This window comes from Rhizobium sp. YTU87027, assembly GCF_050644135.1.
GTDB lineage: Bacteria > Pseudomonadota > Alphaproteobacteria > Rhizobiales > Rhizobiaceae > Rhizobium.
Map to the genome: position 1 here is coordinate 143,376 of NZ_CP098440.1, position 12,682 is coordinate 156,057.

Here is a 12,682-nt window from a genome sequence, read left to right on the forward strand (position 1 = left end):
CGTTCCTGTTGCGGCGTCTCCCTCCGCTGGTTGCAGTCGAAAACTTCTGTCATGATTCATCGCTATCAGGCACAGTTTGAAGATAAAAATACGAGCCGAGATTGCGAGGGGCAGTTGGAAGACATAACGCCATGGACACGAAGCCTGCTTTTGCGCATTCGCCAGGAACGCCCCGTCCTGCTCGTGGCTTTGCTGATCGCCTTGATCGCTCTTGCTTCCGGCGTGAACAAGTTCGCTGTGCTCGGTCTTCTGCTGATCGTGATCCTCACCGCCTTGTGGCACGCGGTTCCGGTTATTCGTCAGGAGCCGCCGCGGCCGGTTCCTGAAGACGTCGAAGTCCTTCGCAGCCGCCTGCCGGAGGTTTCCGCGACGTTGGCCGCGTTGGACATCCCGGTCATGGTCCTTTCCGGCGATGCCTCCGTTCTCTACCAGAACCGAGCGGCGGAAAAGGCGTTTGGCGAGGTGTCCATCGGCGCGCACATCTCGGCGCGCCTCCGCTCGCCGGGCATTCTCGACATGATCGGCGAAACGATCGCCACGAACACGCCGAACCAGATCGAGCACTCCGAACGGCTGCCATCCGAACGCGTTTATGTCGTTCGAAGCGCGCCAGTTGAGCTCAGCGACCAACAGGCAACGGGCGAACGCTTCTTCGTCTTGTCCTTCCGGGATATTTCCGAAGTCCGCCGGATCGACCGCATGCGCTCCGATTTTGTCGCCAATGCCAGCCACGAGTTGCGAACGCCGCTTGCGTCCCTGCGCGGATTCATCGAGACCATCCAGGGGCCGGCAAAGAGCGACGCGAAGGCGCAGGAGCGGTTTCTCGGCATCATGCTGGATCAGGCCACCCGCATGAGCCGCCTCGTGGATGACCTGCTGTCCCTTTCGAGGCTGGAACTGAAGTCGCATATTGCTCCCGATGAAAAAGTCGATCTCGTTCCTTTGCTCGGTCACGTAAGGGATTCGCTGGTGCCGCTTGCAAATGACGTCGGGGTCGAGATCGCTCTGCATCTTCCGCAAGGCACGGCAGAGGTGCTCGGTGACCGCGATGAGCTGGTTCAGGTCTTTGAAAATCTCATAGAAAATGCCTGCAAGTATGGGCAGGAGGGCAAGACCGTCGATGTGTTCCTGAAGAACGGTCAGGGAGAGCCGGTGGAAGTTACCGTGGTCGATAAGGGACCGGGCATTCCAGCCGAGCATGTGCCTCGCCTGACGGAACGATTCTACCGTGTGAGCATTGAGGATAGCCGCTCGAAGAAGGGCACAGGGTTGGGCCTTGCTATCGTCAAACACATACTAACCCGGCACCGCGCCCGCCTGATCGTCAAGTCGGAAGTCGGTAAGGGGACGAGCTTCACCGTGCGGTTTTGACATAAAACTGCAAACGTCTGCCGATGCATTATATTTTTCATGCATAAATTCAAATGCATAGACTGTCACAAATGTTTCATCGAATTGACATAAAAGCTCTAGTCATCAGGGGCTAAAGAGAGCGTGCCGCTGATAAGACGGCACCGCCGAAGGCCGCTAAAGGCCGCACTCAGACCGCAATATGCCCGGGAGATTGTTATGAACGCTTTTAAACTCACGGTCGCAGCACTTGCCGCTTCCGCCGCTTTCGCTGGCGCGGCCGTTGCTCGCGACCAGGTTCAGGTCGCTGGCTCGTCCACCGTCCTGCCTTACGCCAAGATCGTTGCCGAAACCTTCGGCGAAACCTTCAAGGACTTCAAGACGCCGGTCGTTGAATCCGGCGGCACGGGCGCTGGCCTCAAGGAATTCTGCAAGGGCGTCGGCCCTGACACCATCGACGTCGCTGACGCTTCGCGTCCGATCAACGCCAAGGAACTGGACGCCTGCAAGGCAGCCGGCGTAACCGACATCCAGGAAGTCAAGATCGGCTACGACGGCATCGTCTTTGCTACCGACTCGTCCAACCCGGACGTTGCCTACGTCCCAGCCGACATCTACAAGGCTCTGGCCGCTCAGGTCGTCGTTGACGGCAAGCTCGTCGCCAACCCGTACAAGAAGTGGTCGGAAGTCAATCCGAAGCTCCCGGCTGTTGACATTGCTGCCTACATCCCGGGCGAAAAGCACGGCACGCGCGAAGTCTTCGAACAGAACGTTCTCGCAGCAGGCTGCAAGGCTTCCGGCGCTCTCGACGTCATCAAGACTTCGATCCCTGACGCTGCTGCTCAGACCAAGGCTTGCGTCGCAGTCCGTAAGGACGGCGCTGCTGTCGACATCGACGGCGACTATCCGGAAACGCTGGCGCGCATCGCTGCCAACAAGACCGGCGTCGGCGTCTTCGGCCTGTCCTTCTATGAAAACAACGCCGACAAGCTGAAGGTTGCGACCGTCAACGGTATCGTTCCGTCGACCGAGACCATCTCGAACGGCACCTACCCGGTTTCGCGTCCGCTGTTCTTCTACGTCAAGAAGGCACACCTCGGCGTCATCCCGGGCCTGAAGGAATACGTCAACTTCTTCGCTTCCGACCAGATGATCGGCCCGGACGGCCCGCTCGCTGAATACGGCCTTGTTGCCGCTCCGGACGCAGAGCGCGACGCGATCCGTAAGAGCATTGAGGACGGCAAGACCATGTAATGACCTTTGCCGGCGCGATCTTGAAGATCGCGCCGGCATTGCTTGTCTGCGCCATAGCGGACGGCATCTGAAATTCTCCATGATTGGGAGCCGGATCGGTCCGCCTGCCGTTTCCGCTTTTGAGGTCAGAGGGCCCGGGGACCTTACGAATGAGTACATCCGTCATACTCCTGTGCCTCGTGGTGTTGGGCGCCGTTGCCTTTCTGGCAGCCCGCAGCCGCGCTACGGCACTGGTCGGAGGCAAGTCCTCTGCGCTGCATTCACGACCGGGCTACTATGGTGCCTATGCCGCCATCTGGGCGATCCTGCCAGCCCTGATTGTGCTTTGCGCCTGGCTAGCGATCAGTCCTTCCATCATTGAAACCTCGGTACGCGGCGCGTTCCCGGATGAAATCAAAGCGCAGCCTGCTGCGCAGCAGAACTTGAACTACGGTATGGTCAGCGCGATCGCGCGTGGCCTGCCGATGCTCACCACCGATGAGATCAGCAGTGCTGCCAGCGATCCGGCGGGCCTCCAGGCAAAGCTTGCTGCGAAGGGAGTTCCGCTCGCCGGCCAGCCGCAGCCCTACATGATTGTGGCAGCACAGAAGCTGAATACTGAATCCGGCTCCAGCCGCCTCGTGATGACGGCGATCGTTCTCGTCCTTGCAGTAGCCGGCGCATTCTATGCGCTTCGGGAGGTCGCGCCGCGGTTCCGGGCACGAAACCGCGTCGAGCGCGTCATGCTCTGGGGTCTCCTTTTGGCATCTTCGATCGCCATCCTGACGACGATCGGCATCGTTCTGTCGATGCTGACGGAGGCAGCCCACTTCTTCGCAGCCGTTCCTGCCCCAGACTTCTTCTTCGGAACGGTGTGGGATCCGCGCTTTGCCGGTGCAGGCAGCTCGTCCTTCGGACAGTTCGGCCTGATCCCGCTGTTGCTCGGGACGCTCTACATCGGCTTTGTTGCAATGCTGGTCGCGGTGCCCGTCGGCCTTTTCGCGGCGATCTACATGGCCGAGTACGCTGCTCCCAGGGTCCGGTCGATCGCTAAGCCACTGCTCGAAGTCCTCGCCGGCATTCCGACGATCGTTTACGGCTTCTTCGCCCTTGTCACCGTTGGGCCGTTCCTGCGCGATCTATCGTCGCAAGTGAGCGGCCTGCTCTCCGGCAATTACACGAACTTCATTCAGGCACAGAGCGTTCTGACGGCGGGTATCGTCATGGGCATCATGCTGATCCCATACGTATCGTCGCTGTCGGACGATATCATTACCGCCGTGCCGCGTGCGCTCCGCGATGGTTCGCTCGGTCTCGGCGCGACGCGCTCGGAAACGATCAAGAAGGTCGTGCTTCCCGCAGCGCTGCCCGGGATCGTCGGTGCGCTTTTGATGACTGCATCGCGTGCCATCGGCGAAACCATGATCGTCGTGTTGGCGGCCGGCGTTGCCGCGCGCATCCAGCTCAATCCGTTCGAGCCGATGACGACAGTGACGGTAAAGATCGTCAACCAGCTGACCGGTGACCTGGAGTTCACCTCGCCGCAGACGCTGGTCGCCTTCGCGCTTGGCATCACGCTGTTTTGCATCACGCTTTGCCTCAACATCTACGCGCTCTACATCGTGCGCAAATACCGGGAGCAGTACGAATGACGGATATTGTTTCTCCGGTTCCGGGCGTTGTCGTTTCGAAGGCGCCGGAACGTCGTGATATCGGCCTGAAGCGTCGCTATGCCGCTGAACGCCGGTTCCGTGCCTACGGCATAGGCGCGATCTCCTTTGGCCTGATCTTCCTGGCGATCCTGCTGACGAGCATTGTCAGCAAGGGCTACACGGCCTTTCAGCAGACGGCGATCACGTTGCCGATCGAATTCAGCGAGAAGGTACTTGATCCGAATAACAAGCGAGCGGCTGACCCGTCCGTACTGGTCGCTGCGAACTACCCGGTTCTCATCCGCGACGCGATGATCAAGGTACTGAACCTCAATCCGTCGAGCCGTCCGGATGTCCGTGACGCGACTGCGATGGTCTCCAAAGGGGCGCCGATCCAGTTGCGTGACATGGTCGTTGCCGATCCGTCGCTGATCGGCAAGACCGTCAACGTAACGCTGCTTGCCGACGCCAACATCGACTCTGCCAACAAGGGTCAGATCGACCTCAAGGTCGACGAAAAGAACCGCAAGGTCAACGATAAGCAGGTTGGCTGGATGCACCAGTTGGCCGAGAGTGGCGCACTGCACAAGAAGTTCAACACCGGCCTTTTCGTCAACGGCAACTCCAGCCGTCCTGAAGCCGCCGGTCTCGGGGTCGCGCTGATTGGCTCGCTCTACCTGATGCTGATCGTGCTTGTTCTCGCGCTGCCGATCGGCGTTGCAGCGTCGATTTACCTTGAAGAGTTCGCCCCGAAGAACAAGCTCACGGACCTGATCGAGGTGAACATCAACAATCTCGCAGCCGTTCCCTCGATCGTTTACGGCTTGCTCGGTCTTGCTGTCTTCATCAACTTTGCAGGCCTGCCGCGCTCTGCGTCGCTGGTCGGCGGTCTCGTGTTGACGCTGATGACCTTGCCGACGATCATCATCGCCACTCGCGCAGCACTTCGCGCCGTGCCGCCGTCGATCCGGGCGGCTGCCCTGGGCCTCGGCGCCTCCAAGATGCAGATGGTTTTCCACCACGTTCTGCCGCTGGCGATGCCCGGCATCCTGACCGGCACCATTATCGGCCTGGCGCACGCGCTGGGCGAGACCGCGCCGCTCCTCCTGATCGGCATGGTCGCCTTCGTTGCCAACGCTCCGGCAACGCCGATGGAGCCTTCGACGGCCCTGCCGGTGCAGGTCTATATGTGGGCCAACGAAGCCGAGCGCGCCTTCGTCGAGCGTACATCGGGTGCCATCATCGTCCTGCTCCTGTTCCTGATTGTCATGAACCTCGGAGCCATTCTCTTGCGTCGTCGCTTTGAGCGCCGCTGGTAAACGGAGTAGACATTATGAATATGTTGACGGAAGCAGCAGTTGAGAAAGCGGTTGATCGGAAGATGAATACCATTCCCTACAAGATGATCGGCCAGGACGTCTCGGTTTACTACGGCGAGAAGCGCGCGCTTTTCGATGTGAAGCTGAACATCCGCGAAAACACGGTGACGGCCCTCATCGGACCATCGGGTTGCGGCAAGTCCACGTTCCTGCGCAGCCTGAACCGTATGAACGACACGATCGACAATTGCCGCGTGACCGGCAAGATCACGCTCGACGGCGAAGATATCTACGATCCGGATATCGACGTGGTGGAACTGCGTGCCCGCGTCGGCATGGTGTTCCAGAAGCCAAATCCGTTCCCAAAGACGATCTATGAAAATGTGGCCTACGGCCCGCGCATCCACGGTCTCGCCAAGACGAAGGCCGACATGGACCAGATCGTCGAAATCAGCCTGCAGCGCGCCGGTCTGTGGAACGAGGTAAAGGATCGCGTTCATGAAGCCGGCACTGGTCTTTCCGGTGGCCAGCAGCAGCGCCTCTGCATCGCCCGCGCTGTTGCCGTCAGCCCGGAAGTGATCCTGATGGACGAGCCGTGCTCGGCACTCGATCCGATCGCCACGGCAAAGGTCGAGGAACTGATCCACGAACTCCGAGAGAACTACACGATCGTCATCGTGACGCACTCGATGCAGCAGGCCGCCCGCGTTTCGCAGCGAACCGCCATGTTCCACCTCGGCAACCTCGTCGAGGAGAATGATACCGACAAGATGTTCACCAACCCGGACGACCCACGCACCCAGGACTACATCATGGGCCGCTTCGGTTGATCGGCCGTTTCGGTAGCACTCACGATATTCAAGGATGATCCCTATGGCATCGACACATATCTTTTCTGCGTACGACGATGATTTGAAGTTCCTGTCCCGCCGCATTTCGGAAATGGGCGGCTTGGCCGAGCAGATGGTCTCGGATGCCGTTCGCGCCCTCGTCAACGGCGATACGGCTCTCGCCCAGAAGGTCATCTCCGACGACGTGATCCTTGACCACGCCGAACGCGAGATCGGCGACAAGGCCATTGTCACGATTGCGCGCCGCCAGCCGATGGCGGCCGACCTTCGCGAGATCATGGGCTCCATTCGAATAGCGGCAGACCTCGAGCGCGTCGGCGATCTCGGCAAGAACACTGCCAAGCGCGTCATTGCCGTCCAGAGCGCCGGTGTGCCGCGTAAGCTCGCCCGTGGCCTCGAGCACCTCTCGGAGCTGGCGCTGGTCCAGCTCAAGGAAGTTCTCGACGTTTATACGAGCCGCGCTGCTGACAAGGCAAAGTCGATCCGTGAGCGCGACGAGGAAATCGACGCGATGTACACCTCGCTATTCCGCGAGATGCTTACCTACATGATGGAAGATCCGCGCAACATCACCAGCTGCACGCATCTCCTGTTCTGCGCGAAGAACATCGAGCGCATCGGCGACCACGCAACCAATATTGCCGAAACCATCTACTACATGGCCACCGGTGCCCAGCCGGAAGGCGAACGTCCGAAGGACGATACCGCCAACACCGTCGGCGCAGTCACTGAATAATCGTTCCGCGACCGCGCCCCCAGGAGACCGAAACGAATGATCCCCAAAGTAGCTGTCGTTGAAGACGAAGAGGCACTGAGCGTGCTTCTTCGCTATAACCTCGAGGCTGAAGGTTTTGAGGTCGATACCATCCTTCGCGGCGACGAGGCCGAGATCCGGTTGCAGGAACGCACGCCGGACATTTTGATCCTCGATTGGATGCTGCCGGGCGTATCCGGCATCGAACTCTGCCGACGCCTGCGTATGCGGCCGGAAACCGAGCGCCTGCCGATCATCATGCTGACGGCTCGCGGCGAGGAAAGCGAACGCGTTCGCGGCCTCTCAACCGGTGCCGACGATTACGTGGTCAAGCCGTTCTCGACGCCGGAGCTCGTTGCTCGCGTCAAGGCGATGCTTCGCCGAGCCAAACCCGAAGTCCTCTCGACGCTGCTGAAATGCGGCGATATCGAACTCGATCGCGAGACGCATCGCGTTCATCGCAAGAGCCGCGAGGTCCGCCTCGGCCCGACCGAGTTCCGGCTTCTCGAATTCCTGATGGCATCGCCCGGCCGCGTCTTCTCGCGCTCGCAGCTTCTCGACGGCGTCTGGGGTCACGATATCTATGTGGACGAACGCACCGTCGACGTGCACGTCGGTCGCCTGCGCAAGGCGCTGAACTTTTCCAACATGCAGGACGTCATCCGCACCGTTCGCGGCGCCGGATATTCCATGGAAGCTTAGTCCTTTCAGGCGAAAGCTTGAAAGGGCTTCGATCACCGCCTCAACAAAAAAACGGGCCTGCGAAGGCCCGTTTTCTTGTTCCTTATCCGGCTTCCGGGTCAGGCGACCCGGTTGGCGGCCTTGCGGCGCTCGTTGACCGGCTGGTAGGCCATGCGCTGATGGTAGGTGCAATACGGGGAGGAATCCGGGGACTCGCAGCCGCAGAAATGGAAGTCGTCCTTCAGCGGATCGCCGACCGGCCACTTGCAGGTGCGTTCGGTCAGTTCGGTCAGGCCAAGGCGACGCGAAATCGGAACGACCACATTCGCGGCCGGACGGAAGCTGACTTGCTCGATCGCGTCGATCTCGATCTCTTCCTTCAGCATCGTTGCACCCTGCTGGCGGGTGACGGTACGCGTGGTGACGCGCGATGCATAGTTCGGAGCGCGCGGCGCCGAGGTGGTGCGCTTGGGCGTTCTGACCGTTGTCGTCGTGCCCCCGGCCTTGGCACGGCCCGGCAAACTCAAACGGTGGACTTTGCCAATGACAGCGTTGCGGCTTACACCGCCAAGTTGTGCTGCGATCTGGCTGGCGCTCAGTCCCTCGGACCACAGCTTCTTCAGTTTTTCAACGCGCTCGTCTGTCCAGTTCATGCCCCTGTCTCCGCCTTATTAGCGTTGGTGCAGGCAGAATCCTTCACCGTTGCCCCGGACGCATCCGAGGCAAGAAACGCTTGCTCGATTTTGGTGACTAGTTCCGCCGCATGCAGTCTAGTAATTGAGTTTTAACCTAGTGTGAGGCTGACTCCGTGACAAGAGTCGGTTGAATCTCGGCGAATCGAATTTCAAGTTTTCCCCAACTTGCTGGGCGTGAGAGTCATTTATGCAACATTAGTTGTTGATAGGTCGGCCACCTTCGGATGGCAGCTTGACGCGTGCGGGAAAACCTCAGTTTTGTTGACATTGCAGTGCGAAAAGTAAATAGTGCTGCTTGCCGCCGAAAGGCGGCATTTTTAATTTTCGGACACTGCGTTCCTTAGCCGGAGTCCGGCCGCTGATGAATGTTGACAGGAGATCGCGCCATGGCTGAAGCCGCGCTTTACGACACCTACTCTCGTGCCCCGCTGCGGTTCGAGCGAGGAGAAGGCGTGTGGCTGATCACCGAAACGGGCGAGCGATATCTTGATTTCGGCGCAGGCGTTGCCGTGACCTCCGTCGGCCACGGCCATCCGCATGTGGTGGGTGCGCTGAAGGAGCAGGCTGATAAGGTCTGGCACCTGTCCAATATTTATGAGATCCCCGGTCAGGAAGCGCTCGCGAAGCGGCTGACCGAGGCGACGTTCGCCGACAAGGTGTTCTTCACGAACTCCGGCGCGGAAGCTCTGGAATGCGCGATCAAGACCGCGCGCCGCTACCAGTTTTCAAAGGGCCATCCCGAGCGATTCCATATCATCACCTTTGAAGGCGCCTTCCATGGCCGCACGCTGGCGACGATCGCTGCCGGGGGGCAGGAGAAATACCTTGAAGGCTTCGGTCCGAAGGCTCCTGGCTTCGATCAGGTTCCTTTCGGCGATCTCGATGCCGTGCGCGCCGCTATTACAAGCGAGACAGCCGCGATCCTCATCGAGCCTATTCAGGGGGAAGGCGGCGTTCGCCCGGCGACCAACGCCTTTCTAAAGGCGCTCCGCGCAATCTGCGACGAGCACGGCCTGTTGCTGATCTTCGACGAAGTGCAGACCGGCGTCGGCCGCACAGGCAAGCTCTTTGCGCACGAATGGTCCGGCGCCACCCCTGACATCATGGCAGTTGCCAAGGGCATCGGCGGCGGCTTCCCGCTCGGCGCCTGCCTTGCGACGGCGGAAGCGGCTTCCGGTATGAAGGCTGGCACGCATGGCTCTACCTATGGCGGCAATCCGCTTGCCATGGCTGTGGGCAGCGCCGTACTCGACGTGATCCTTGCGGACGGCTTCCTGCAGCAGGTGCGCGACGTCTCGCTGGTCTTCCGCCAGGGGCTGGCCTCGCTCAAGGATCGCTATCCTGATATCATCGAGGACGTTCGCGGCGAGGGGCTGCTGCTTGGCGTCAAGGCCGCCGTGCCGTCCTCCGAGTTGCTGCAGGCGATCCGTGACGCGCATTTGCTCGGAGTGCCCGCCGGTGACAACGTCATTCGTCTTTTGCCGCCCCTGGTCGTCACAGCCGACGAAGCCCGCGAGGGCCTTGCCCGCCTCGAACGCGCCGCCGAAGGCGTGCGTGCTTCGAAGGTCAAAAAGACGGCTTAATGGACAGTGCCTGTCGCAAGGCGGGCGTGATAGGTAAAGACAATGGCTTCCCCAAAACACTTCCTCGATCTCTCCGCCGTCACGGCATCCGACCTACGGCTCATCATGAATGACGCGATGTCACGCAAGCAGGCCTTCAAGGCCGGGCAGGGCGACAAGCCGCTCGCCGGCAAGATGCTGGCGATGATCTTCGAAAAGCCGTCGACCCGTACCCGCGTCTCCTTCGACGTCGGCATGCGCCAGCTCGGCGGCGAGACGCTGTTCCTGTCGGGCACCGAGATGCAGCTCGGCCGCGCCGAGACCATCGGCGATACGGCAAAGGTATTGTCACGTTATGTCGATGCAATCATGATCCGCACGACCGATCATGCCCGTATGCTGGAGCTTGCCGAACACGCAACGGTTCCCGTTATCAATGCGCTGACCGATGATACACATCCGTGCCAGATCATGGCGGACATCATGACCTTCGAGGAGCATCGCGGTCCGATCAAGGGCAAGACGATCGCCTGGACCGGCGACGGCAACAACGTGCTGCATTCGCTTGTCGAAGGGGCTGCGCGTTTCGGCTATCGCATGAATATGGCGGTCCCCCTTGGCTCCGAGCCAAAGGATCACTATTTGAACTGGGCCCGCAATGAGGGCGCCGAAATCATGCTTTGCCATGATGCAGACCACGCGGTCGCTGGCGTCGATTGCGTGGTGACCGATACCTGGGTCTCCATGAATCAGGAACATCGGGCCCGGGGTCACAACGTCTTCCAGCCTTATCAGGTCAACGCGGCTTTGATGGCGCAGGCCGACAAGGATGCATTGTTCATGCATTGCCTGCCCGCCCATCGTGGTGAGGAAGTCACGGACGAGGTGATCGACGGCCCGCAATCCGTGGTCTTCGATGAAGCGGAAAACCGTCTTCATGCGCAGAAGTCGATTCTTGCTTGGTGCCTGGGCGCGATCTGAACCATACTGGACGCCACATCGGGCCCGAAGGGCCAGTGGCCGCGCGAGCGGATGGACACTCTTGTCTGCCGCTCTCAGACAAGGAGAAGACCATGGCAGAATCTGCAGCCACCCTCGGCGAATTCAATTTCGCCGGCGATGATCATGTCGTTCCTTTTCAGGTGGAGGGCCTGGATGTGCGCGGTCGCGCTGTCCAGCTCGGCCCGATGCTGGACGCGATCCTTGAGCGTCATCGCTATCCTGCCCCTGTTGCGCGGCTTCTTGCCGAAGTCGTCGTGTTGACGGTGCTGCTCGGCACGTCGCTGAAATTTGAAGGCAAGTTCACGGTGCAGACCAAGGGCGATGGCCCGGTCGACCTGCTGGTTTGCGATTTCTCGACACCGGAGAACGTGCGCGCCTACGCGCGCTTCAATCAGGGTCTCCTCGACAAGGCCATTGCCGCCGGACAGGTTGAACCCGAACAGCTGCTCGGCAAGGGCATGCTGGCCTTTACGATCGATCAGGGCAAATTCAGCCAACCCTACCAGGGCATCGTTGCGCTCGACGGGGCGACGCTGGAGGAGATTGCCGGCACCTATTTCCGCCAATCGGAGCAGATCCCGACGCGGGTACGTCTTGCCGCAGCAGAACTCTTCGACCGCGACGAGGCCGGCAAGCCGCGCCACCGCTGGCGGGCGGGGGGGCTTGTTGCCCAGTTTCTGCCGGAAGCGCCGGAGCGCATGCGCCAGCCGGATCTTCACGGCGGCGATGGCGACACAACAGGCAGCTCCCACAAGGAAGACGATGCCTGGGCTGAAGCCCGCTCCCTCGTCGACACGATCGATGCCGACGAATTGACCGATCCGCAGGTCGGCACCGAGCGACTGCTTTACCGGCTGTTCCACGAGCGCGGCGTTCGCGTCTACGAACCGCGCGAGGTCTTCGATCGTTGCAGTTGTTCCCGTGAGAAGATCAAGGGCGTTCTCAAAGGCTTCTCGGCAGAAGAAATTGATGCCAGCCAGGAAGACGGCACAATTTCGGTCACCTGCGAATTTTGCTCGACGACCTATCGCTTCGAAGTGGAAGAGGTGGCAGAGGCCGCTGAGTAACGCTCAGTTCAGGACCCTGAGTAGCCCTGGCGAATCCAGCGAGAAGGCGGGTATTTCGACATTGAAAAGCTCGCCTTCATCGGTTTCCATCTGATAGTGGCCGAACATCAGCCCGGATGGCGTGTCGAGCGGGCAGCCCGAGGAATATTCATAGGTATCGCCGGGCGCGAGCCGTGGCTGTTCTCCAACAACGCCGGCGCCGGTGACCTCGTCGACGATCCCGTTCTGATCGGTGATATTCCAATAACGGTTCACCAGCCGCACGGTCGTGTCGGAATTGTTGCTGATGACGATCTTGTAGCCCCAGACATAGCGATCGTCGTCCGGATCGGATTGCTCCTCCAGATAAAAGGGTTCGACGACGACTTCAATGTCTCGTGTAAGGGCGCGGTACATGCCTACACCATAGTCAACATACGTTACCGGTATCTTATACGACGGCCGATCCGTCAATAAACCGATAGTCGATCACGTCCGAAATGCCTGTAATGGCAAGAAGTTTCGCGTGTTAAGTCC

At 60.1% G+C, this 12,682-nt stretch carries 12 protein-coding genes; 10 read left to right on the plus strand and 2 right to left on the minus strand.

The window, feature by feature from the left end:
* The first annotated feature begins 114 nt into the window (after positions 1–114).
* The 7 genes from phoR (at position 115) to phoB (ending at position 7,861) form a co-directional block, all read left to right on the plus strand.
* Positions 115–1,371, plus strand: coding sequence for a phosphate regulon sensor histidine kinase PhoR (gene phoR / locus NBG89_RS00730; RefSeq protein WP_431321297.1), 1,257 nt, complete (start codon positions 115–117; stop codon positions 1,369–1,371).
* 198 nt (positions 1,372–1,569) lie between these two features.
* Complete coding sequence (locus NBG89_RS00735; RefSeq protein ID WP_431321298.1) at positions 1,570–2,604, plus strand: substrate-binding domain-containing protein; 1,035 nt, start codon at positions 1,570–1,572, stop codon at positions 2,602–2,604.
* Between the two features lie 149 nt (positions 2,605–2,753).
* Entirely contained in the window at positions 2,754–4,235 is a 1,482-nt protein-coding gene (pstC, locus tag NBG89_RS00740; RefSeq protein WP_431321299.1) for a phosphate ABC transporter permease subunit PstC, read from the plus strand.
* Entirely contained in the window at positions 4,232–5,554 is a 1,323-nt protein-coding gene (gene pstA / locus NBG89_RS00745) for a phosphate ABC transporter permease PstA (protein WP_431321300.1), read from the plus strand. The genes pstC and pstA overlap by 4 nt, the downstream gene beginning before the upstream one ends.
* A gap of 14 nt (positions 5,555–5,568) precedes the next feature.
* Positions 5,569–6,384: a phosphate ABC transporter ATP-binding protein PstB gene (pstB, locus tag NBG89_RS00750; RefSeq protein WP_431321301.1), complete on the plus strand. Its 816-nt coding sequence runs from the start codon at positions 5,569–5,571 to the stop codon at positions 6,382–6,384.
* A 43-nt stretch (positions 6,385–6,427) separates the two neighbouring features.
* Entirely contained in the window at positions 6,428–7,141 is a 714-nt protein-coding gene (gene phoU, locus NBG89_RS00755) for a phosphate signaling complex protein PhoU (RefSeq protein ID WP_007796220.1), read from the plus strand.
* A gap of 36 nt (positions 7,142–7,177) precedes the next feature.
* A complete protein-coding gene (gene phoB / locus NBG89_RS00760; protein WP_016552616.1) occupies positions 7,178–7,861 on the plus strand; it encodes a phosphate regulon transcriptional regulator PhoB in 684 nt (227 codons plus the stop codon).
* 98 nt (positions 7,862–7,959) lie between these two features.
* Here the strand turns inward: phoB and NBG89_RS00765 are convergent, their stop codons facing one another.
* On the minus strand, positions 7,960–8,493 hold the full coding sequence (locus NBG89_RS00765; protein ID WP_431321302.1) for a GcrA family cell cycle regulator: 534 nt from the start codon (positions 8,491–8,493) through the stop codon (positions 7,960–7,962).
* 428 nt (positions 8,494–8,921) lie between these two features.
* Here NBG89_RS00765 and NBG89_RS00770 point away from each other — a divergent pair, with 428 nt between their 5' ends.
* The 3 genes from NBG89_RS00770 (at position 8,922) to NBG89_RS00780 (ending at position 12,166) form a co-directional block, all read left to right on the plus strand.
* Entirely contained in the window at positions 8,922–10,118 is a 1,197-nt protein-coding gene (locus tag NBG89_RS00770; protein WP_431321303.1) for an aspartate aminotransferase family protein, read from the plus strand.
* 42 nt (positions 10,119–10,160) lie between these two features.
* Positions 10,161–11,078 (plus strand): ornithine carbamoyltransferase, encoded by a 918-nt coding sequence (gene argF, locus NBG89_RS00775; RefSeq protein WP_431321304.1) that lies wholly within the window; start codon positions 10,161–10,163, stop codon positions 11,076–11,078.
* A 92-nt stretch (positions 11,079–11,170) separates the two neighbouring features.
* A complete protein-coding gene (locus tag NBG89_RS00780) occupies positions 11,171–12,166 on the plus strand; it encodes an Hsp33 family molecular chaperone (protein ID WP_431321305.1) in 996 nt (331 codons plus the stop codon).
* 3 nt (positions 12,167–12,169) lie between these two features.
* On the opposite strand, the gene apaG is transcribed toward NBG89_RS00780, so the two are convergent.
* Positions 12,170–12,562, minus strand: coding sequence for a Co2+/Mg2+ efflux protein ApaG (gene apaG / locus NBG89_RS00785; RefSeq protein ID WP_431321306.1), 393 nt, complete (start codon positions 12,560–12,562; stop codon positions 12,170–12,172).
* Between the last annotated feature and the right edge of the window lie 120 nt (positions 12,563–12,682).

Coding starts and splice junctions, on each gene's coding strand:
- NBG89_RS00735 (WP_431321298.1), top strand. CDS start 1,570: ATGAACGCTTTTAAACTCACGGTCGCAGCACTTGCCGCTTCCGCCGCT.
- pstC (WP_431321299.1), top strand. CDS start 2,754: ATGAGTACATCCGTCATACTCCTGTGCCTCGTGGTGTTGGGCGCCGTT.
- pstA (WP_431321300.1), top strand. CDS start 4,232: ATGACGGATATTGTTTCTCCGGTTCCGGGCGTTGTCGTTTCGAAGGCG.
- pstB (WP_431321301.1), top strand. CDS start 5,569: ATGAATATGTTGACGGAAGCAGCAGTTGAGAAAGCGGTTGATCGGAAG.
- phoU (WP_007796220.1), top strand. CDS start 6,428: ATGGCATCGACACATATCTTTTCTGCGTACGACGATGATTTGAAGTTC.
- phoB (WP_016552616.1), top strand. CDS start 7,178: ATGATCCCCAAAGTAGCTGTCGTTGAAGACGAAGAGGCACTGAGCGTG.
- NBG89_RS00765 (WP_431321302.1), bottom strand. CDS start 8,493: ATGAACTGGACAGACGAGCGCGTTGAAAAACTGAAGAAGCTGTGGTCC.
- NBG89_RS00770 (WP_431321303.1), top strand. CDS start 8,922: ATGGCTGAAGCCGCGCTTTACGACACCTACTCTCGTGCCCCGCTGCGG.
- argF (WP_431321304.1), top strand. CDS start 10,161: ATGGCTTCCCCAAAACACTTCCTCGATCTCTCCGCCGTCACGGCATCC.
- NBG89_RS00780 (WP_431321305.1), top strand. CDS start 11,171: ATGGCAGAATCTGCAGCCACCCTCGGCGAATTCAATTTCGCCGGCGAT.
- apaG (WP_431321306.1), bottom strand. CDS start 12,562: ATGTACCGCGCCCTTACACGAGACATTGAAGTCGTCGTCGAACCCTTT.